15 protein-coding genes are annotated in these 21,744 nt (G+C 74.1%); 8 read left to right on the top strand and 7 right to left on the bottom strand.

Features of this window, described 5'->3' with window-relative positions:
- The first annotated feature begins 4 nt into the window (after nt 1-4).
- The 4 genes from ACFY9V_RS09360 to ACFY9V_RS09375 all read left to right on the top strand — a co-directional run bounded on the left by ACFY9V_RS09360 (nt 5) and on the right by ACFY9V_RS09375 (nt 4,776).
- Nucleotides 5-1,444, top strand: a complete 1,440-nt coding sequence (locus ACFY9V_RS09360) for a protein phosphatase 2C domain-containing protein (RefSeq protein WP_391160410.1) — start codon at nt 5-7, stop codon at nt 1,442-1,444.
- Nucleotides 1,445-1,458: 14 nt separating this feature from the next.
- The gene (locus ACFY9V_RS09365) at nt 1,459-2,805 is read left to right on the top strand and encodes a VWA domain-containing protein (protein WP_355337155.1); all 1,347 of its coding nucleotides are present in this window, start codon (nt 1,459-1,461) and stop codon (nt 2,803-2,805) included.
- Nucleotides 2,806-2,911: 106 nt separating this feature from the next.
- The gene (locus tag ACFY9V_RS09370) at nt 2,912-4,063 is read left to right on the top strand and encodes an FHA domain-containing protein (protein WP_355337153.1); all 1,152 of its coding nucleotides are present in this window, start codon (nt 2,912-2,914) and stop codon (nt 4,061-4,063) included.
- Complete coding sequence (locus ACFY9V_RS09375) at nt 4,060-4,776, top strand: MBL fold metallo-hydrolase (RefSeq protein ID WP_391046769.1); 717 nt, start codon at nt 4,060-4,062, stop codon at nt 4,774-4,776. Before ACFY9V_RS09370 ends, ACFY9V_RS09375 begins: the two co-directional genes overlap by 4 nt.
- Nucleotides 4,777-4,868: 92 nt before the next feature.
- Here the strand turns inward: ACFY9V_RS09375 and ACFY9V_RS09380 are convergent, their stop codons facing one another.
- On the bottom strand, nt 4,869-6,095 hold the full coding sequence (locus ACFY9V_RS09380; protein WP_391160412.1) for a methyltransferase domain-containing protein: 1,227 nt from the start codon (nt 6,093-6,095) through the stop codon (nt 4,869-4,871).
- Between the two features lie 73 nt (nt 6,096-6,168).
- Between ACFY9V_RS09380 and ACFY9V_RS09385 the strand changes: the two genes are divergently transcribed.
- From ACFY9V_RS09385 to ACFY9V_RS09400, 4 genes are all read left to right on the top strand, one after another.
- Nucleotides 6,169-6,573, top strand: coding sequence for a globin (locus ACFY9V_RS09385; protein WP_355337149.1), 405 nt, complete (start codon nt 6,169-6,171; stop codon nt 6,571-6,573).
- Nucleotides 6,574-6,705: 132 nt separating this feature from the next.
- Complete coding sequence (locus ACFY9V_RS09390) at nt 6,706-10,224, top strand: FtsX-like permease family protein (protein WP_391160415.1); 3,519 nt, start codon at nt 6,706-6,708, stop codon at nt 10,222-10,224.
- A gap of 217 nt (nt 10,225-10,441) precedes the next feature.
- On the top strand, nt 10,442-13,198 hold the full coding sequence (locus ACFY9V_RS09395) for an FtsX-like permease family protein (protein WP_391160417.1): 2,757 nt from the start codon (nt 10,442-10,444) through the stop codon (nt 13,196-13,198).
- On the top strand, nt 13,195-14,247 hold the full coding sequence (locus ACFY9V_RS09400; protein ID WP_391160419.1) for an ATP-binding cassette domain-containing protein: 1,053 nt from the start codon (nt 13,195-13,197) through the stop codon (nt 14,245-14,247). Before ACFY9V_RS09395 ends, ACFY9V_RS09400 begins: the two co-directional genes overlap by 4 nt.
- A 152-nt stretch (nt 14,248-14,399) precedes the next feature.
- Here ACFY9V_RS09400 and ACFY9V_RS09405 read toward each other — a convergent pair whose 3' ends face one another.
- The 6 genes from ACFY9V_RS09405 to ACFY9V_RS09430 all read right to left on the bottom strand — a co-directional run bounded on the left by ACFY9V_RS09405 (nt 14,400) and on the right by ACFY9V_RS09430 (nt 21,636).
- Entirely contained in the window at nt 14,400-15,083 is a 684-nt protein-coding gene (locus ACFY9V_RS09405) for a hypothetical protein (protein ID WP_391160420.1), read from the bottom strand.
- Entirely contained in the window at nt 15,080-15,499 is a 420-nt protein-coding gene (locus ACFY9V_RS09410; protein ID WP_355337139.1) for a thioesterase family protein, read from the bottom strand. The genes ACFY9V_RS09405 and ACFY9V_RS09410 overlap by 4 nt, the downstream gene beginning before the upstream one ends.
- A gap of 16 nt (nt 15,500-15,515) precedes the next feature.
- On the bottom strand, nt 15,516-17,180 hold the full coding sequence (ettA, locus tag ACFY9V_RS09415) for an energy-dependent translational throttle protein EttA (protein ID WP_355337137.1): 1,665 nt from the start codon (nt 17,178-17,180) through the stop codon (nt 15,516-15,518).
- Nucleotides 17,181-17,547: 367 nt separating this feature from the next.
- A complete protein-coding gene (locus ACFY9V_RS09420; protein WP_391160422.1) occupies nt 17,548-18,978 on the bottom strand; it encodes an LAETG motif-containing sortase-dependent surface protein in 1,431 nt (476 codons plus the stop codon).
- 248 nt (nt 18,979-19,226) lie between these two features.
- On the bottom strand, nt 19,227-19,799 hold the full coding sequence (locus tag ACFY9V_RS09425; RefSeq protein ID WP_391160424.1) for a single-stranded DNA-binding protein: 573 nt from the start codon (nt 19,797-19,799) through the stop codon (nt 19,227-19,229).
- Between the two features lie 124 nt (nt 19,800-19,923).
- The gene (locus tag ACFY9V_RS09430) at nt 19,924-21,636 is read right to left on the bottom strand and encodes a dynamin family protein (RefSeq protein WP_391160426.1); all 1,713 of its coding nucleotides are present in this window, start codon (nt 21,634-21,636) and stop codon (nt 19,924-19,926) included.
- Nucleotides 21,637-21,744: the final 108 nt, after the last annotated feature.

The following is a 21,744-nucleotide window of genomic DNA, read 5'->3' on the forward strand; positions in this document are numbered from 1 at the left end:
GCCAATGCCCGAGTCGCCGCCTTCCACGACGACGCTGTGCCCCTCCTGTGCGGAGCCGCTGGACGCGGAGGACCGCTTCTGCGAACACTGCGGCGCGGACCTCAGCCTCAGCGCCTCCGGCGCGGACCCGTCAACGGCGGGGTCCGCCGCCTCGCCTTCCGGCGCGGAAGCGCCCGGGACCGCGGGCGGTCCGGCGGGAGCCGCGCCCTCGTCCGCCGGCCTCGCGGGCACGGACGGCGACCCGCACGGCGGCGCGCGCCCGCAGGCCGCAGGCGGCGGCCAGGAGGGTCAGCTCGGCGGCGGGCAGGGCGGCACCGGGCAACCCGGCGGCGGAGCCGAAGGCGAAGGCCCCGCGACCGACGCGTTCCTGCTCGCTCCCCCGCAGGCCGCGGCGCAGCCGGGCGGCGGCGGCGACACGCTCGCGCTCGGGGTGCCGCTGGCCGGTGCGAAGGTGTCGGATCCGCGCGAGGAGGAACCGGCGGAGGAGAACGGCACGGTGTGCGTGGCGTGCGGCCTCGGCGGGGTCGACGCGGACGGGTACTGCGAGCACTGCGGGCACGCCCAGCCGCGCAAACGGGACCACCAGGAGCAGGAGTTGGAGGGCGTGGCCGCGGTGAGCGACCGCGGGCTGCGGCACCACCGCAACGAGGACGCCTTCGCCCTGTCCACGACCTCGCTGCCGGACGGCACCCCGGCGGTCGCCGCGGTGGTCTGCGACGGCGTGTCCACCGCGTACCGCCCGGACGACGCGTCGGCCGCCGCGTCGGTGGCGGGCAACGAGTCGCTGCTGGCCTCGCTGGAGCGCGGCGCCCCCGCCGAGGAGGCCATGCGCGGCGCGCTGATGGCGGCCTTCGACGCGGTGAGCGCGCTCGCCGAGGAGGAGGCCCAGGACGGCGTCCCGCACCACAACGCACCGGCCTGCACCTGCGTCAGCGCCGTCGTCACCGGCCCGGTCTTCACCGTCGGCTGGATCGGCGACAGCCGCGCGTACTGGATCCCCGACGACCGCGACCGCCCGTCGGCCCGGCTCACCGAGGACGACTCGTGGGCGGCCAGGATGGTCTCCGCCGGTCTGATGACCGAGGCGGAGGCGTACGCGGACGACCGGGCGCACGCGATCACCGGCTGGCTCGGCGCGGACGCCGTCGAGGTCGACCCGCATGTGGCGGCCTTCCAGCCGGAGAGCCCCGGTGTCATCGTGGTGTGCACCGACGGGCTGTGGAACTACGCGGAGTCGGCCGCCGAGATGGCCGAGGTCGTACCGCCGGACGCCAGGACCCGCCCGCTGCACAGCGCGCGGACGCTGGTCGGGGTGGCGCTGGACGGCGGCGGCCACGACAACGTAACGGTCGCGGTGCTGCCGTTCCCGGCCGCCGTGTCGCGGGCAGGATTCCCACCCGCCCAGGTCACGGAGGGCCTGGGCGGGGCTGTGAACGGGCTTTAAGGAGCGCAGTACCGATGGCCAAATTCTCGAAGTCGAACGTGCCGCAGTTCTCGGTCGACATCTATCAGAACGAGTTCCTTCCCGAGGGCGGCCGCGAGGTCAACGCCATCGTCACCGTGACGTCGACCGGCGGCGGCACCTCGGGCGGGCAGCCGCTGCCGGGTCCGGCGTCCGCCGCCGGGGGCGCGGCGCCCAGCGCGGGCGTGGTCATCATGGTCGACTGCTCGGGCTCGATGGAGTATCCGCCGACGAAGATGCGCAACGCCCGTGACGCCACGGCCGTCGCGATCGACACCATCCGCGACGGCGTCGCCTTCGCGGTGGTCGGCGGCACCCACCAGGCGCGCGAGGTCTACCCGGCCAACGGCACGCTGGCGGTGGCCGATCCGACCACCCGCGCGCAGGCCAAGCAGGCGCTGCGCAAGCTGACGGCGGGCGGCGGCACCGCGATCGGCACCTGGCTGCGGCTGGCCGACCGGCTGCTGGCCAGCACCGACGTGGCCATACGGCACGGCATCCTGCTCACCGACGGCCGCAACGAGCACGAGAAGCCGGAGGACCTTCAGGCCACCCTCGACGCGTGCACGGGCCGTTTCACCTGTGACGCGCGCGGTGTCGGCACCGACTGGGAGGTCAAGGAGCTGACCGGGATCGCCTCGGCGATGCTCGGCTCGGTCGACATCGTCGCCGATCCGGCCGGACTCGCCGCGGACTTCCAGGCGATGATGGAGAACGCGATGGGCAAGGAGGTCGCGGACGTCAGCCTGCGGCTGTGGACCCCGCAGGGCTCCGAGATCGCGTTCGTGAAGCAGGTCGCGCCGACCGTGGAGGACCTGAGCGCGCGGCGCACCGAGGCCGGTCCGCGCGCGGGCGACTACCCGACCGGGTCGTGGGGCGACGAGTCCCGCGACTACCACGTGTGCGTGCGGGTGCCGGTGGCCGGAGTCGGCCAGGAGATGCTGGCGGCGCGGCTGTCGCTGGTGCTGCCGCAGCCGGACGGCACCGTCGAGGTGCTGTCGCAGGGCCTGGTCCGCGCGGTGTGGACGGACGACATGGCCGCCTCCACCCGGATCAACCCGCAGGTCGCCCACTACACCGGGCAGGCGGAGCTGGCGCAGGTCATCCAGCAGGGTCTGGAGGCCCGCAAGTCCGGTGACATGGACGGCGCGACGGCGAAGCTGGGCCGCGCGGTGCAGCTCGCGAGCGCGTCGGGCAACGAGGACACCGCGAAGCTGCTGTCGAAGGTCGTGGACGTGGTCGACGCGGCGAGCGGTACGGTGCGGCTGAAGGCCAGGGTCGCCGACGCGGACGAGATGACCCTGGAGACCCGGTCGACGAAGACCGTGCGTGTGAAGAAGTGACCCGTGCGGTCGCGACATGTGACGACGTAACGTGTGAGGACGTAACCGTCAGCAGCTCGCACGGATTGTGACCCCGCCCCCGGCGGGCGGAGGGGGAGCCAGCACCATGCCGACTTGTCCGAACGGCCATCAGTCCGGGACCGACGACTGGTGCGAGGTCTGCGGGATGCGGATCGCCGTGCCGTCGTCCTCGTACGGGACCCGGCCGCCGTCCTCGTCGGCGTCCGCGTCCGCGTCGGCGTCCAGTTCGCCGGTGTCGACCTCGCCGGGGGCGTCGTCGCGCGGCTACGAGCCGGACGGGCCGGCGGCGCCGGAGGTGTGCCCGCAGTGCGGGACGCCGCGGGAGGGGATGGCGCTGTTCTGCGAGGAGTGCCGTTTCAACTTCCAGACGCACACCTCCACCACCTTCGTCGCGCCGCCCGCCCCGCCCGTTCCGCCGCCGACGGCGTCCGGTTTCCCGCCGTATCCGGACTACGGCTCGCAGCGGTCCCGCCCCTCGCAGGTGAACCGGCCGGCGGAGCCGCTGCCGTCGCAGTCGGTGACGTCGGGTTCCGGGGACTTCCTGCTGGACCCGCCGTCCTCGCAGGTGAAGGCGGTGGGGACGGGTCCGGCTCCGGTGGCGGAGCCGGAGGTCTCCGCCGAGCAGCCGCCCGCCGCGCGGCCGACGCCCACCGAGGCGTCGGCGGCTCCGCCCGCGTCCGCCACGCGCCGCCCGATCGAGGGCGGCGGCCCCGAGCACGCGCCGTCCTCGCCGGCGGCGCCTCCGTTCCAGAACCCGTATCTGTCCGGTGAGCAGTCCGGGCCCTCGGTCTCCCCCGGGTCCGGCCACGAGCCGCCCGCGGCGTCCGCCGGTACGGCGTGGGTCGCGGTGATCGGCGCGGACCGGGAGTACTTCACCGCGATGATGGCCCGCAGCGGCCCGGACGCGGAGGGCCTGTACTTCCCCGCGTTCTCGCCGGAGATCCAACTGCCCCTGATCGGCAACCAGATCACCATCGGACGGCGCCGCCAGAGCACCGGTGAGGCCCCCGACATCGACCTGTCCCGCTCCCCCGAGGACCCGGGCGTCTCCCACCAGCACGCGGTGCTGGTCCAGCAGCCGGACGGCTCCTGGGCGGTGGTCGACCAGGACTCCACCAACGGCACCACGGTCAACCTGGGCGAGGACGCGATCCGCCCGTACACCCCGATCCCGCTCTTCGAAGGCGACCGGGTCCACGTGGGGGCGTGGACGACGATCACACTCCGCCGGGCGTGACGCGCGTGTCCGGTACGGGGGCGGCCCTGCGCCGCCTCGACCTGGGCCGGTTCGTCCGGCCGGGCTCCGAGACCGCCGACGGGAAGCCGCGGGTGGAGCCCGCGCTCGGCTATCTGGTCGAGCACGACGGCGAACTCCTGCTCTTCGACACCGGGATCGGCACCGCGGACCCCGAGACGGACGCGCACTACCGCCCGTACCGCCGTCCGCTGCCCGACGCGCTCGCCGCGGCGGGGGTGACGACCGCGGACATCGCGCTGGTGGTCAACTGCCATCTGCACTTCGACCACATCGGCGGCAATCCGCTCTTCCCCGGCACTCCGGTGCTGGTGCAGGACGCCGAGCTGGCGGTGGCGCGCGGCGGCGGCCACACGCCCGAGCATCTGGTCGGCTTCCCCGGCGCCCGCTACGAGGAGCTGACCGGTGAAGTGGAGATCCGTCCGGGGCTGTGGATTCTGCCGACGCCTGGTCACACGGTCGGTCACCAGTCGCTGGTGATCCGCAGGCCGGACGGGACGGTGATCCTGGCCGGTCAGACGCACACCTCGGCGTCCGACTTCGCCGCCGCGCAGGGCGCGGTCCTGGCCGCCGCCGGCGGTGCGGGAGCGCCGCTGCCCGAGCCCGACCCGTGGGTGGAGCGGCTGCTGGCGTACGACCCGCGGCGGATTCTGTTCGCGCACGACGCGGCGGTCTGGGAGCCGTTGTCCGGCTGAGGGCTTTTCCGGCCGCCGCGGCTCACAGCGGCGGGGGGCTTCTCCGGCCGCCGCGGCTCAGAGCGGCGGGGGGCTTTTCCGGCCGCCGCGGCTCACAGCGGCCAGCGGTACGGGCCCGCCGGGTCGTCCAGCCAGGTCCACTGGCGGGGGCCGTCGACGGTGAGGCCGAAGCGGGACCTGGCCGGGTGGCCGAGGTCGCGGAAGACGGTGTGCGCGGACTCGGCGAGCGCCCACAGGTCGCGGGGGCCGCTGACGCGGGTCGTGCCGTCGGCGGTGACGCGGGCGGTGGAGCCGTCGGCGGCCAGCAGCCGGGCGGTGCCGGTCCCGGGCGACCAGGTGAGGTCCAGCGGGCCCGCGACGAGGGTGAGCAGGAAGCGGAAGAGGTCGTTGCCGATGATCCGCGGCGGTGTGCGGGTGGCCCGTACCGCCTGCGCCGCGTCGTCGGCGGCGGGCGCAGGGGCCGTCGTGGAGGGGCCGCGCAGCGGGACGAAGAAGGCCGGGGTGGCCAGGAAGTGCCCTTCGGCCTCGGTGGCGCTCCGCACGGTGAGCGCGATCAGCCCGGTCCCGAGGGGCGCGAGGATCCGGGCGCCCGGCCGGCACTGGGCGAGCCAGGCCGCCGGGATCGCGGGCAGTTCGCAGGTCGCGATCACCCGGTCGTACGGGGCGCCGGGCGGGTGGCCGAGCGCGCCGTCGCCGGTGACGACGGTGACGGAGCGGGCGGCGGGTGTGCCGTACGCGGCCAGGTGCGCGCGGGCGGCGGCGGTGATCCGCTCGTCCAGGTCGATGGTGGTGACGGCGTCGGGGCCGAGCCGGTGGGCCAGCAGCGCCGCGTTGTAGCCGGTTCCGGCGCCGATCTCCAGGACGCGGTGGCCGTCCGCCACGTCGAGCGCTTCGCACATCAGGGCCATCAGCGAGGGCTGGCTGCTGGAGGAGAGCAGTTCGCCGTCCACCACGTCGGTGGCGATCGGCCGGTCGGCGTAGCTGCCCGCGAGCCAGCGCAGCCGGTGGCGCGGGTCGGGGTCGGCGGCGGTGAGCCGGTCCTGCCCGCCGCCGTGCGCCGAGCGCTGGTAGTCGGGTACGAACAGGTGGCGCGGCACCTCGGCGAAGGCGGCCCGCCAGGCCGGGTCGGTGAGGCCGCCGCCCGCGACGATGCGGCGGACCATGCGGGTGCGCAGCGCGGAGGCCGCGGCCCGGTACCGCCCGGCCGCGCCCGTACCCGTATCCGTAGCTGTATCCGCGCCTGTATCCGTATCCGAGGTCGTACCGTCCGCGCCCGTGTCCGTACCCTCCGTGCCCGCTTCCGCGTCTGTGTCGGCCATGCCTCCATCGTGCGCCCGCGGGCCCGGTCCTACGACTCCGGTACTCGGCCGGTCCTTCTGCGACCATGGGGGTGTGAATGAGATCCCGCGCGGCACGGTGCAGCAGCAGACGTTCTACGAGCTGGTCGGCGGCGAGGAAACCTTCCGCCGTCTGGTGCACGTCTTCTATCAGGGGGTGGCGGGCGATCCCGAACTGCGGGCGATGTACCCCGAGGAGGATCTCGGCCCGGCGGAGGACCGGCTGCGGCTCTTCCTCATGCAGTACTGGGGCGGTCCCCGCACGTACAGCGACGAGCGCGGCCACCCGCGGCTGCGGATGCGGCACGCTCCCTTCGAGGTGAACAAGGCGGCGCACGACGCGTGGCTGCGCCATATGCGGGCGGCGGTCGACGAGTTGGGCCTTGAACCCGCGCACGAGCAGCAGTTGTGGGACTACCTGACGTACGCCGCCGCGTCGATGGTCAACACCCCCGGCTGAAAACGGCCCTGAGCGGAGGCGAATCGTCCGCTCAACGGTCGGTCACGATCGTATTCCGACAATCTCCGGCACCGTTCACCACGCCCTCCCCCTTTGAGACCATCCGGTCAGCGACAGGACGGGGGCTCGCCGGTGACCGGTTTCGTGCTGCTGCGCGTCCGCGCGCACCGGTTGCTGCTCGCCGCCGCGCTGCTCACGGTGGTCCTCACCACCTCCGTGCTGGCCACCTTCACCGCCTTCACCGGCGCGATCGGCGACGCGGCGCTGCGCCGCACCCTCCAGCACCAGGCCGCGGACCGGTCGACGGTCGAGGTGCAGGCATCGGTCACCGGGCCGACGCGGGACGGGCTGGATTCGGCCGTACGGCGCATCGTGCCCGACGCCTTCGACGGGCTCCCGGCCACGGTCAGGTCGAGCACCAGGTCGGGCCCGTACGGGCTGCCGTTCGCGCTGCGCCCCGCCGGGTCGCCGACGGGCGGGGACCCGGATCTGACGCTGCTGGCCACCTTCGACCGCTCGCGCGTCACGATCACCGAGGGCGCCTGGCCGACGCCCGCGGCCAAGGGCTCCGCCGAGGTGCGGGTCGCCATGCCGGTGGTCGCGGCCCAGGCGCTCACCGTGCGCACCGGCAGCGTCATCACGCTCACCGACCGGCTCGGCGGGCCGCCGCTGCGCATCCGCGTGACCGGCCTCTACCGCCCCGCCGACCCCGCCGCGCCGTACTGGCATCTGGACCCGCTGCGCGGACGCGGCATCCACACGCTGTCGTTCACCACGTACGGGCCGATGCTCGTGGACGGCGGCACCTTCGGCTCGGGGCGGGTGGCGCCCGCCGAGATGTCCTGGCAGGGCACGGCGGACTTCGGCGGCGTGGGCGTGGGCCGGATGGACGCGCTGGAGCGCAGCGCGAAAGCGGCCGTCGCCGACCTCCATGACGCGAAGCCGACCGGCTCCGCGCAGGTGTCGAGCGAGCTGCCGACGCTGCTCGACGGGCTGCGCCGCAGCCTGCTGGTGACCCGTTCGACGCTGCTGATCGGCGCGCTCCAGCTCGTCATCCTGGCGGGCTTCGCGCTGCTGCTGGTCGCGCAACTGCTGGCCGAGGAGCGGGCCGGGGAGACCGCGCTGCTGCGGGCCCGCGGCGGCTCCCGCTCGCGGGTGGCCCGGCTGGCGGCCGGGGAGGCGCTGCTGCTGGCGGTGCCCGCCGCGCTGATCGCGCCGCTGCTCGCCGGTCCCGTCACGCGACTCCTGGCGGGGACCGGCGCGCTGGCCCGTACCGGCGTCACGCTCGGCGGCGGCAGTGGCGGCGCGGCCTGGCTCGTGGCGGTGTGCGCGGCGCTGGCCTGCGCCTTCGCGGTGATCGTGCCCGCTGTGCGCGGCGGCGGCTCCTTCACGGCCGAGCGCGCGGCGCGGTCCCGGCGGGGCGCGCTGCCGGGCGCCCTCCAGGCCGGGGCGGACGTCGGGCTGCTGGTGGTCGCCGGGGTCGCGTACTGGCAGTTGCAGCGCCGGGCGTCCGGCGGCGGCGTGCTGAGCGCCGACGGCGCGGGCGGTCTCGGCGTGGACCCGGTCCTGGTGGCCGCGCCCGCGCTGTGCCTGCTGGCGGGCACAGTGCTGGTGCTGCGGCTGCTGCCGCTGGCGGCCGGGCTCGGTGAGCGGCGGGCGGCGCGCGGTCGCGGGCTCGCGCCGGCCCTGGCGGGCTGGCAGTTCGCCCGCCGTCCGCGGCGCGGGGCGAGCGCGGTGCTGCTGCTGGTACTGGCCGTGGCGATGGGGATGTTCGCGATCGGGCAGGGCGCGAGCTGGGACCGTTCGCAGCGCGACCAGGCGGACTTCACCGTCGGCTCCGACATCAGGGTCACCGGGATGACGACCCCGCCGTTCGGGCAGGCCGGGATCTACGCGAAGGTGCCGGGCATCACCGCGGTGGCCCCCGCGGCCCGCGACGAGGTGCTGCTGACCCAGCAGCGGCACGCGACGGTCCTGGCCATCGACACCGAGCAGGCGGGCAGGGCGATGCGGTTCCGCTCCGACCTCACGGCGGGGCGGCCGGTCGCGGAGCTGCTCGCGCCGCTGAGGGCGGGAGAGAAGGGCGGGGCCGCGGGGAGTGGCGGGGATTCGGGCCGGGCCGCCGGGAGCGCAGGGGATTCGGGCCGGGCTGCTGGGGATTCGGGCGGGGCCGCCGGGAGCGCAGGGGATTCGGGCGGGGTTGCTGGGGATTCGGGCGGGTTCGCCGTCCCCGGTGACGCGCGCCGGGTGGAGTTCACCGCGTCACTGCGGGCGGTGGACCGGCACGGCCGCCCGATCGCGTCCGCCAACGGCCCCGACCACCTGACCGCCGCGCTGACGGACGCCACGGGTGTGGTGTACGAGTTCGAGCTGGGCGACCTGCCGCCGGACGGCGCCCCGCACCGGCTCACCCTGGACCTGGCCTCTGCGGCGGGCACGGCGGGCGGCGGGCCTGCGGGACCGCTGCGGCTGACCCGGATCGACACCGTCTTCTCGCTGCCGGGCGTGAAAGAGACGCACCGACTGACGATCTCCTCCGCGCGGGTCGTCGGGCCGGACGGCGGCGGCGAGGCGCTGAGCGCGGCGGGTACCGGTACGGCGCGGGGCGCCGCTTCGTGGGACGCGCGGGCGGACTTCGACGACCCGAGCCTGGCGGGCGATCCCGGTGCGGTGCCGCCGTCCGCCGAACCGCCCGTGCTGGGCGGCCCCGCGCTGTTCGGCCTGGAGTACGCCACCGGTTCCACGGAGGTGGTCCCGGACAGCTGGCAGGCGCCGCCGACCGCCACCGTACGCACGCGCGTCGAATCGCTCGTGCCGCCCGAACTCCCGGCCGTCGCCACCGACTCGTACCTCAAGGCGGTCGGCGCGAAGGTCGGCGGCACCGTGCGGCTCCAGCTCAACGGTGTGGACATCGTCGCCCGCGTCACGGCCGCCGTCCGCGCGATCCCCGGCACGGCGGACCGGAGCGCCGCCGCCGCGGACGGTACGCAGGACACGCAGAGCCGGGAGGACCTGGACGCGGGCGCCCTGCTGCTCGATCTCCGGTCCGTCAACCGGCTGTTGGAGTCGCAGGACGCGCGTTCCATGGAGCCCACCGAGTGGTGGCTGGCCACCGGGCCCGGCACGACCGCGCGGGTCGCCGCCGCGTTGCGCGCCCGAACCGACGTCGACGTGGTGCTCGTACGGGACGAGACCGCGGCGGATCTGCGGGCCGATCCGCTGGGCGCGGGACCGCAGTCGGCGCTGCCCGCAGCGGTGATCGCCGCGGCCGTACTGGCCGCGGTCGGCTTCGCGGTCAGCGCGGTCGGCGCGATCAGGGAGCGCAACGGCGAATTCGCGGTGCTGCGCGCCCTGGGCACCCCGCGCCGCCAGTTGGCCCGGATGATCGCCGCGGAACAAGGGACGCTCGTGCTGATCTCGCTCGTCGTGGGCGTGGTGCTGGGCGCGCTGCTGACCCGGCTGATCATCCCGCTGGTGGTGCTCACTTCGCAGGCCGCCCGGCCCGTCCCCGATCTGCTGGTCGAGATGCCCGCGGGGCCGCTGGCCGAACTGCTGGGCGTCGTCCTGATCGCGCCGCTGGTCGTCGTCCTCGCCACCGCGGTGCGCCGCGGCGATCCGGCGGCGGCGCTGCGGCGGCAGGGGGAGGACTGAGATGCCGGACGACAACTCGCGTGAGGGCGGGGGCACTTCGGAGGGCGCGTCGGGGGGTTCTTCGGAGCGGGCCTCGGGGCGGCGGGCTTCGGACCGGGCTCGGGAACGGTCCTCGGACCGGGCTTCGGGGCGGCGGGCTTCGGACCGGGCTTCAGGGCCGGCTTCAGGGCGTGCTTCTGCCGGCACGCCGGTGCCCGGTGCTGACGGTGGCGCGCGCGTGGACACCTCCTGGGTACGGGTCAGGCTGCGGTCCGCGCCCGCCGCCGCGCTCGCGACGGCCGTCCTGGTCCTGGTCACCGCCTTCCTCGCCGCGGCGCTCCCCCGCGCGGTGGACCGCTACGAGGACACCGCGCTGCGGCAGGCCGTCCGGGACGCGGCGCCGCTCGACCGCGGTGTCAGCCTGACCGGCCCCTACAGGCCCGAGTTCACGACGACCGAACTGCTGGACCCCACCGCCGTCGACCATGTGGAGACGGTCTTCCAGCGGATGGCGAAGCCGCCGCTGCGGCTGCGGAAGGACCGGTCCGTCATCGGGGTGCGCGCCTCGGAGGCGCCGGTGCCCGACCAGGGGCTGCCCCGTACCTCCGAACTCTTCCCGGCCGCCAGCCTGGTGGCGCAGGCGGGACTGGCCGGGCACGGCCGCCTGGTCGCCGGGCGGCTGCCGGCTCCCGCGCCGGACGGGGGCGTTCCGGCGCCGCTGTCGGTCGAGGCCGCCGTCACCGTACGGACCGCCGAGGTCATGCGTCTCACGGTCGGTCAGACCGTGCACCTGCACGGCCGCACCCCGACCGCGCTGACCGTCCGGATCTCGGGCATCGTCGCACCCCGTGACCCCGCCGACGACTTCTGGACCGAGAACAGCGACCTGCTGACCCCGCAGCTGTCCGCGCCGCCGACCCCGCCGGGCAGCGAGCCCAAGACGTACTGGCACTTCTCGCTGCTCGTCGACCGTACGGCCGCGCGCTCGATGCCGCTGCTGGGCACGCTGGTGACCCGGTACTGGCACCACCCGCTGGCCACCGACGGCCTGGCCGCGCACGATGTGCCCGCGCTGCAAAGGCAGTTGGCGTCCTTCAACGCCGGACCCGACTCGGTGGCCCTGCAACAGGCCACCGACCCCGACATCCGGCTCACCGGCGGCCTCGGCACCGTGCTGGACGACTACTCCGACGACCGGCGGGCGGTGTCGCCGCTGGTGCTGATCGCGGCGGTCGGCGTCGGCACGACCGCGTTCGCGGTGCTGCTGATGGCGGGCGGCCTCGCCGCCGAGCGGCGGCGCGGTGAGATCGCGTTGCTGCGCTCGCGCGGCGCCGCCCTGCGCGGCGTCTTCCGGCGGCTGCTCGGCGAGACGACGGCCGCCGCCGTGCCGGGCGGCGCCGTGGGCGTCGCCCTGGCGCTGCTGGCGCTGCCGACCTCGCGCTACGGCACGTCGCTGCTGCTGGGCGCGGCGGTCACCGCGGTCGCCGCGCTGGCGCTGCCGGTCCGGGCCGTGGCGGCGGCCCGGCGGCCACGCGCGGCGGGCCGCGAGGACGTCACCGCTGCCCGGCCGTCGCGCCGCAGACTGGTCGCGGAACTGACCGTCACCGTCCTGGTCGTGGGCGCCGTACTGACCCTGCGGCGGCGCGGCACCGACAGCGGCGGCGACCCGTATCTGGCGGCGGCCCCCGTGCTGGTCGCCGTCGCGGCGGCGCTGGTGCTGCTGCGCCTGTATCCGCTGCCGCTACGGCTGTTGGCGCGCCCCGCGGCCCGGCTGCCCGGCGCGGTCACCCATCTGGGCCTGGCCCGCGCGGGCCGCTCCCCCGCCACCAGCCAACTGCCGCTGCTGGCGCTGCTGGTGGCCCTGACCGTGGCGTCCTTCGGCGGCTCGGTGCTGGCCGGTATCGACCACGGCAGGGACCGGGCGGCGAGCGTCCTGGTCGGCGCGGACGCGCGGGTCGACTCCCGCTTCGGGCTCCCCCGCCAACTGCCCGACGAGGTACGGAAGAAGGTGCCCGGCGTCGGCCGGGTCGTCACCGCCCGCGTCGAGCCGAACAGCCCGACCGCGCCCTTCGGCCTGTCCTACTCGCTGGTGATCGTCGACCCAGCCGCGTACGCGCGGCTGACCCACGACATCGGGCTGCCCGCCTTCCCCGCGCAGGCGTTCGACCACGATCCGGGGCGGGGGACGCTGCCCGCCGTGCTCAGCCCCGGTCTCGCCTCGCTGCTCGGCGACGGAACGGCCCGGGTGGACGCCGCCGTCGGCGCCGTCACCGTCAGGACCGCGGCCGTCCTGACCAGCACCCCGGCCGCGCCCGGCGCCGAGTTCGTGATCGTCTCCGCGGCGCAACTGGCCGCCAGACACCCGGACCTGGCCGCGTACAGCCAGTACAGCGGTCCTACGGTGCTGCTGGCGATGAACGCGCCGGGCAGTCACATCGACGGCGGGGCGCTGCGCGCGGTCGCCAAGGAGCCCGCGTCCTTCGTGACGGTGCTGACGCGCGGCGAACAGCGGTCCCGGCTGGGCGACTTCCCCTTGCAGCGCGGCGCGCGCTCGATCTATCTGGCGGCGGTCGCGGCGGGCGCCGCCTTCAGCGCGCTGGCCCTGCTGCTGTCGCTGCTCCAGGCCGCGCCGCAACGGGCCACGCTGCTGGCCAGGTTGCGCACCATGGGCATGACGCGGCGGCAGTCGCGGCGGCTGGTCCTGCTGGAGATGCTGCCGCAGGCGCTGCTCGCCGCCGTCGGCGGTGTCCTGGTGGGCCTGGCGGTGGTCCCGCTGCTCGGACCGGGCGTCGATCTGCGGGCGCTCACCTTCGGCGGCGGCGAACAGGGCGTGGAATCGGCCGACTTCGGGCTCGGCCTGCGGGCCGATCCGTGGTCCCTTGCCCTGCCGTCGGCGGGGCTGCTGATACTGGCCTGTGCGGTGCTGCTGATCCAGGTGTGGGTGAGCGGACGGCGGCGGGAGAGCGCGGAGTTGAGAGTGGGGGACCGGGTATGACGGGCGAAGCGGGCGGCGAGGTGCGCGGAGCGGTGGCGGGTCCGGTGACGGGACCTGACCGCGCTCCCGTCAGCAGTCTCGCGGATCTGGAGCGGGCGGTCGCCGAGCGGCGGGAGCGGCCCGCGTACGGCAAGGACGCGCTGATCAGTTGTGACCGGCTGGTGCGGATCTTCACCGCGGACGGGGTGGAGGTGCAGGCCCTCCAGGGGCTCGATCTGCTCGTCGGGAAGGGCGAGTTGATGGCCCTGGTCGGCGCGTCGGGCAGCGGGAAGTCCACGCTGCTCAACATCCTGGCCGGGCTCGACGTGCCGACCGCGGGCGCCGCGTCCGTCGGCGGCTACGACCTGCTGGCGATGGACGCCGCGTCGCGGCTGCGGTACCGCAGGGAGGTGGTGGGGTTCGTCTGGCAGCAGACCGGCCGCAATCTGCTGCCGTACCTCACGGCCGCGCAGAACGTCGTCCTGCCGATGCAGCTCGCCGGCCGCACCGGCGGGCTGCGCACGAAGCGGCAGCGCACCGCGCGGGCCACCGAACTGCTCGGCATGCTCGGCGTCGGCTACTGCCACGACCGGCACCCCGGCCAGATGTCCGGCGGCGAGCAGCAGCGCGCCGCCATCGCCGTCGCCCTGGCGAACAGCCCGTCCGTCGTCCTCGCCGACGAGCCCACCGGCGAACTCGACTCCGCCACCGCCGAGCAGGTCTTCGCCTCTTTCCGCACCGCCAATGAGGAGTTGGGCACCACGGTCGTCGTCGTCACTCACGACCACGCCGTCGCCAACGCCGTCCGCCGCACCGTCGCCATACGCGACGGCCGCACCGCATCCGAGGTGGTCCGCCACACCGAGGTCGACGAACACGGCCAGGAGTCCGTCGTGGCCCGCGAATACGCCACCGTCGACCGCGCCGGCCGCCTCCAACTCCCCCGCGACTACACCGACTCCCTCTCCATCCGCTCCCGCGTCCTCCTCGAACTCGAACCCGACCACATCTCCCTCTGGCCCGACCCCTCCCAACCCCCTCAGCGGACGGAGGAGCCCCAGGACGGCTGACGGCCACCCACGTCCGCACCCGCGACGACGAGCACCCTGGGGCCGAACGCGGCACGGCAGCCGCCGACGGCGGGAGGGTGCACGGGGGGGACCCTCCCGCAGGGGTGGAAGCATCTGCACGGGTGGGCGGGTGGGAAAAAGGCGGACAGGCCCTAGGCCGGGGTGACGGTCAGACCGGAGGCCGGCGCGGCAGCGCGTACGGCCACGGAACCGAGCGCGGTGCGCAGCCGCAGCCACGGCCCGGCGGACAGAAGCACGGCGTCCTCGGCCCCCCGCAGAAACCCGAGGGCATGGGCGGCGTGCACCGCCCGCAAGGGCAAGCCGGTACCGGGAAGCGGCCGAGCCCACAACTCCTCGGCGAGCGCGTCGAGTCCGGCCCGCGTACGCCCGGCGTCGCCCAACTCCTCCGTACGCGTACGGAATTCCCCGATCACACGGGTGGCAGCCGCCCGCACGGCGTCCCCGTCGACCTCGGTGACCCGCAGCCAGCCGCCGCGCGGCGGCAGCAGCCCGGCCCAGGAGGGCCCGGTGACGGACCCGGGCAGCACCAACTCGCCCCCCTCCGGCGGAGGCACGGCGTCGAGGAGCTGCCCGGCCGACACGGTCGCGTCGACCGCCGCCCCGACCCCGTCCTCGGCCAGCGCCGCGGTGCGGACCGCGAGGACGCCCCCGAAGGGCGGGTGGCCGAAGACCCCGAGGGCGGCCTCCCCTTCGGCGGACCTGAGCCGTACGACCGCCGCCTTGTCCCAGCGGATCAGCCGGCCGAGGAAGGCGGCCAGATCGGCCGCCTCCCCCGCTCGCGCCAGCGTCAGCGTCGACCGCGCGGGAGCGGTCATACGGTGACGGCCCCGTCCAGATACCGCTGGAGGAACAGCTTCTCCTCCGCGGTGATCCGCCGCGGCCGTCCGGCGGCGAGGTTGTACGGGACGACGACCGTGGAGGCCCGCACGTACACCGTCTCGCCGTCCTTGACCTCGTAGTGGACGGTCAGCGACGCCGCGCTGATGTCCGAGACCCACGTCTCGACGGTGACCGGCTCGTGCCGGTGCACCAGCGGACGCAGGTAGTCGATCTCGTGGCGGGCCACGACGGACCCGCCGGTGAACGACACGCTTCCCTCGCCCGGCGCCAGCCGGAACATGAAGTCGATCCGCGCCTCTTCCAGATACCGCAGGAAGACCACGTTGTTGACGTGCCCGAAGGCGTCCATGTCCGCCCAGCGCAGCGGGCAGAGGAAGATGTGCCGTGCCATCACAGATACCGTGCCCTCAGCCGCGGGTCAGCTTCTTGTACGTGGCGCGGTGCGGCCGGGCCGCGTCGGCGCCGAGCCGCTCCACCTTGTTCTTCTCGTACGACTCGAAGTTGCCCTCGAACCAGTACCAGCGGCTCTCGCCCTCGTACGCGAGGATGTGCGTCGCCACCCGGTCGAGGAACCACCGGTCGTGGGAGATCACGACGGCCGCGCCGGGGAACTCCAGCAGGGCGTTCTCCAGCGACGACAGGGTCTCGACGTCGAGGTCGTTGGTGGGCTCGTCGAGGAGCAGCAGATTGCCGCCCTCCTTGAGGGTGAGCGCCAGGTTGAGGCGGTTGCGCTCACCGCCGGAGAGCACGCCCGCGGGCTTCTGCTGGTCCGGGCCCTTGAAGCCGAAGGCCGAGACGTAGGCGCGGGACGGCATTTCGACCTGGCCGACGTTGATGTAGTCCAGCTCGTCGGAGACGACGGCCCACAGCGTCTTCTTGGGGTCGATGTTGGCGCGGCTCTGGTCGACGTAGGAGATCTTGACCGTCTCGCCGACCTTGATGGAGCCGGAGTCCGGGGTCTCCAGGCCCTGGATCATCTTGAACAGCGTGGTCTTGCCCGCGCCGTTCGGGCCGATGACGCCGACGATGCCGTTGCGCGGGAGTGTGAACGACAGGTCGTCGATCAGCACCTTGTCGCCGAACGCCTTGGAGAGGTTGTTGACCTCGACCACGATGGAGCCCAGGCGCGGGCCCGGCGGGATCTGGATCTCCTCGAAGTCCAGCTTCCGCACCTTGTCGGCCTCGGCGGCCATTTCCTCGTAACGGGCCAGGCGGGCCTTGGACTTCACCTGACGGCCCTTGGCGTTGGAGCGGACCCACTCCAGCTCTTCCTTGAGGCGCTTGGCGCGCTTGGCGTCCTTCTGCCCCTCGACCTTCAGGCGGGCCGCCTTCTTCTCCAGGTACGTGGAGTAGTTGCCCTCGTAGGGGTGCGCCCGGCCGCGGTCCAGCTCCAGGATCCACTGGGCCACGTTGTCCAGGAAGTACCGGTCGTGGGTGACGGCGACGACGGTGCCGGCGTACTGCGCCAGGTGCTGCTCCAGCCAGTTCACCGACTCGGCGTCCAGGTGGTTGGTGGGCTCGTCGAGGAGCAGCAGGTCGGGCGCTTCGAGCAGCAGCTTGCAGAGCGCGACGCGGCGCTTCTCGCCGCCGGAGAGCGTGGTGACCTGCCAGTCGCCGGGCGGGCAGCCCAGGGCGTCCATGGCCTGTTCGAGCTGCGCGTCCAGGTCCCAGCCGTTGGCGTGGTCGAGCTGCTCCTGGAGCTTGCCCATCTCGTCCAGCAGCGCGTCGGAGTAGTCGGTCGCCATCAGCTCGGCGATCTCGTTGAACCGCGTGAGCTTCGCCATGGTGTCGGCGGCGCCGTCCTGCACGTTCTCCAGCACGGTCTTGGACTCGTCGAGCTGCGGCTCCTGGAGCAGCATCCCCACCGAGAAGCCGGGCGACAGGAACGCGTCACCGTTCGACGGCTGCTCCAGGCCCGCCATGATCTTCAGGACGGTCGACTTACCGGCGCCGTTCGGCCCGACGACGCCGATCTTCGCTCCCGGCAGGAAGCTCAGCGTCACGTCGTCGAGGATCACCTTGTCGCCGTGGGCCTTGCGGGCCTTGCGCATGGTGTAAATGAACTCAGCCAAGAGAAACCGTCCGGCAATCGAGTAGGGCCACAGTGCGGCACCGCCGCGTGAGGGCAGATACACCCCATCTTGCCGTACGTCCACCCATCCGTGCGAACGGGTCCCTTCCCCACCCCGCCCGGCGGCCGCCTGGCGCTTGGCCTCCCGGTGGGTCAGCACGACGCCGCCCAGCATCAGCACGCTGACGAAGAAGGTTCTGACCACGTGTACGTCGTGTACGTCTCGCGTGCCTGCTGAGCGCCGACGGAAGCCGCTGTTCGCACGAGCGTCGCGGTAGGCGTCGCGGACCGGACGGGGGCGGGTGTGCGAACGGGTCCTGCCGCACCCTCCGGTGCGGCAGGACCCGTTCGCGGTGGGGCGCCCCGGGTCAGGCGGTGGGGGTGTTCTTCTTGCGGCGGAAGAAGAAGGCGGCGGCGCCGCCGAGGACGACGAGGGCGATGGCGATGCCCGCGATCATCGGGGTGGCACTGCTGCTACCGGTCTCGGCGAGATCGGTGCCGCCCGTGGTGCTGCCGGAGGTCGCGGGGCTGGGGGCGTTGGTGGGGGTGGCCGTCGGGGTGGGGCCGGGGGTGGTGGCGGTCTTGCAGTCCAGGACGCCCTCGAAGGTCTTCACCTGGTCGTTGGGCAGGGTGATGTCGATCTTGTACTTCTGGTCCTCCTGGACGGGAACCGTGACGGTCTGGGACTTGCCGGGCGCGACCGTGTAGCTCTTGCCTTCGAGCTCGAAGGTGAAGTCCTCGTCGCCCTGGTTGGCGGCGGTGACGTCGACCCCGTTCTTGGCGCAGACGACCTGCGCGGACAGCGCCGGGATCGGGCCCTTCTTGGCCCAGGACAGGGTCGCCGCCGCGGTGACGGTGGTGCTCTGCGAACCGGCGAGAATCTGGGACTGGCTGGAGGTGTCCGTGGCGGAGAAGGCACGGCCGACGGATATCTCGGTGGTGGCCGCGACGGTCACCGGGGCGGTGCCGTCCGCGGTGCCCGCGGGGACGTCGAAGTAGAGCGCGGTGCCGTTCTTGACCGGACCGCTGATCGCCTTGCCGTCCTTGTCGACGATCTTGACGCCCGCCGGGGCGTCGGCGCCGAGCTTGACGTCGACCGCGTCGGCGGTGGTGTGCACGGTCACCGGACCGAGCCGGTCGCCGGACTTGCCGGAGACGGCGGGCGGGTCGAGCGTCACCGAGGGCTTGGGCTCCTCAAGGGTCTGCGCGTGGCTGTCCAGGTACTCCGCGAGCGCCTTGGCGTCGCTGTCCTTGGCCTGCACGTTCACCCCCGGGTCGGACAGGTGCCAGATCGCCACCTGCGTACCGGCCGCGGCCAGGCCCGGCGTGAGCGGGTGGTCGAGGGTGACCCCGGCGGCCTTGAGGGTGTCCGTGACGCCCGCCACGTCGACCTTGGGGTAGGAGTTGTTGAGGATCCAGGCGATCTTGCCCGCGTCCTTGTTGTCCTTCAGCGTCGAGTTGTCCCAGGTGACCTCGTTGTAGGTCGCCTTGTCGACGGTGTGGTGATTGAAGTCGATGCAGTACGTCTCGATGGTGCCGCCACCGGTCACGGCCATCGAGAAGAGTCCGGCGGTGACGTCGTACTCGTCCTTGGCACCGGGGTTGACGACGGCCTGGTCGGCCTTGTCCTTCTCGATGCCGCCGAGCACGGCGGTGGCGCCCGTGGCCGACGGCGTCGTGCCGTCGTTCGGGGCGGCGAAGGCCGCGCCCGCGCCCGCCATCACGCCCGCCGCGAGCAGGCCCGTGGCAATGCCGGCCGCCGCGAGGCGGGCGGCGCCCCGCCTGTAGGTCTTGAACATGGATTTCCCCTCCGGGCAAGGCGCGTTGGTCGTTCAGAGGATCGCCTTGCCTGCGCAGTTCCGGCCCCCGTGCGTGCTGAACGAGGAGATCCTAGGAACCAGGCGTCACACGCTCACCAAGAGAGTCCCCGCAGCGCCTTTTCGAATCCCAATCGTTATCGGCACAATTGCATGATTCCGTGTTTGTCGATAAGTCATCGACAGAATTCATCCCGGGAAATGCCGCCGAAAGCGGATACTCCGGATACTCAGGGCGCCCCCGCGGGAACGGGCGGCGCCGGATCCGGCCGGGCGACCACCGGCGGTGTCTCGGCCGCGTTCCCGACCGAGTTCCCGGCCGCGTTCCCGACCGCGTTCCCGACCGTGTTCCCGGCCGTGTTCCCGGCCGCGCTCCCGACCGCGTTCCCCACCACGGCCCCCGCCGCTCCGGACGCGGACGCGGCCCCCGCCCCGGTCATGCTCGCCGCGACCCGGCTGAACCGCGAGACGCCCCGCGCCAGGTCGTGCCCGACCGCCACCGCCTCGATCTCCGCGGTCAGATAGCGCCGACCCTCACGCTCCTCCTCACGGATCCTCAACCGCCCCTGGACGAGCAAGGGTTCACCGACTCCGACCGATTCCTTCACATGCCAGGCCAGCGTCCGCCACGCGCACACCGTGTAGAAGCTCGTGGCCCCGTCCGTCCACGCGCCGCGCTCGGCGTCCCACCGGCGCGAGGTGGTCGCCAGCCGGAAGCGGGTGACGGCCACACCGGTCGCGGTCTGCCGGGTCTCCGGCTCGGTGGCCACATTTCCCACCACGGTCACAAGCGTCTCGTTCATTTCTCTGCCCTCCCTGCCGATCGCCCCCCCGCGGGACGCCGTAAGGACATCGTGCAGGAATTCGACCAGGCATGGAGAAACCGGCCAGAATCTGTGGATTACCGGCCGGTTGTGGATAACTTCGTCACTCGGACGAGTGGTCTCCCAGAGAAGTGCGGACGGAATGCGCCGCGTGCGCGGAATGCGCCCCGGCGACCACCGCGTACTGCTCGCGCACCTCGCGGTACCGCATCAATTCGGCCGCCACCGGTTCGAGCACCCGGGCCCTGCCGCAGTCCGCCGCCGCGTCCCGCAGCCGCCGCTCGGCGGCCTGGCCGTACCGCCGGGCGGGCCCGCGGGCCGCGAACCGGCAGGCACCGGCGAGGGCCGGGCCGCCGAGTCCGCCGACCGCGATCATCACGACCGGCAGCCACCACGTCAGATCGAGCGAGCCCACCGCGACCGAGATCAGGCAGACCGCGCCTGCCACGGCCAGCGCCATCAGCAGCCACTGCGCGCCACCGGCCGCCGACCACCAGCCGGGCCGCTCCGGCGCCCCCGGCCGCGCCCGCGCCGCCGCGCCGTCCAGCGCCTCCGGCAGCCCGTCGCCGCCGCGCCGGGCCGCGTCACGTACCGCCTGCGCCCAGGGCGCGGGCAGCCCGCGGGACGCGTCGGCCGCCACGCCGCGCACCGCCTCGTCGACCACCGGCCGGGACGCGGACAGCCCGCCGCCGCCCGTACGGGTCGCTCGTCCGGGTGAACCTTGCGCCGGGCGCTCACCGCGGGAACCGGCGCCGACCGCGGCCCGTTCACCGATCAGCCGACCCCACGGCGTACCGCAGGCCCCCTCCGCCGCGCCCGCCCAGTCCCGTTCCGCCGACTGTCCTGCCCCGGCCGCGCCCACCGCGTCCGCGAGCCGGTCCACGAATTCCTCGCGCGCCGAGTCCGTGAGCCCGGCGCCGCCCTCGCCGACGTAGAGCGGGTGCAGCCTGCTCGCCGTGCGGTCCATGTCGGCCGCCAGCCGCCTTCCGGCCGCCGCGCGGTCGGTGACGAGCTGGGCCAGTACGGCACGCAGGTCCGCGACGCCCTCGCCGGTCAGCGCGGACGCGGAGAGCACCACGGCACCGTCCTCGCCGTGCTCGCCGACCGCGAGGCCGTCCTCGTCCAGCAGCCGCCGCAGGTCGTCGAGGACCAGGTCGACCGAGTCGCCGGGCAGCCGGTCGATCTGGTTGAGCACCAGCACGGTCACGTCGGCGTGCCCGGACAGCGGGCGCAGATAGCGCTCGTGCAGGGCCGCGTCGGCGTACTTCTCCGGGTCGAGCACCCAGACGACGACGTCCACCAGGCCCAGCAGCCGGTCCACCTGATCGCGGTGGCCGGTCGCGGCCGAGTCGTGGTCGGGCAGGTCGATCAGGACGAGCCCGTCCAGGCTCTCGGCGCGCCCGGTGGCGCCGTCGGCGGCGAAGGCGCCCTCGGTCCCCGACAGCTCCTCCGACAGGTCCCCCGGCCACTCCCCCGCCGCGTCCAGCGCGCCGCGCCTGGCGTAACGGTCCTGCGGTGCGATCCCCAGCCGGTCGAGCAGCCCGGCCGCCCGCTCCGGCTGCCAGGCGCAGGCGACCGGCTTCGCGGTGGTCGGCCGCCGTACGCCGGTCTCGGAGAGCGCGAGCCCCGCCAGGGCGTTGAAGAGCGTGGACTTCCCGCTGCCGGTCGCCCCGGCCAGCGCCACCACCGTGTGGTCGAGCGACAACCGCCGCCGCTCGCCCAGGCGTTCCAGCAGCTCGCCGGTCTCGGCCAGCGCGTCCGGGCTGATCCGCGTCCTGGACAGCCCCAGCAACTCGCCGAGCGCGTCCACCCGCACGGTCAGCGCGTCCGTAGCGCTCCCCCGCCCCTGAGTGACCGACGAAGAGACGGCGGACGAAGAGACGGCGGACGGAGAAGCGGCGGACGGAGAAGCGGACGGCGCGGA

It is taken from the genome of Streptomyces sp. NPDC008317, from assembly GCF_042955955.1.
Classification (GTDB): domain Bacteria; phylum Actinomycetota; class Actinomycetes; order Streptomycetales; family Streptomycetaceae; genus Actinacidiphila.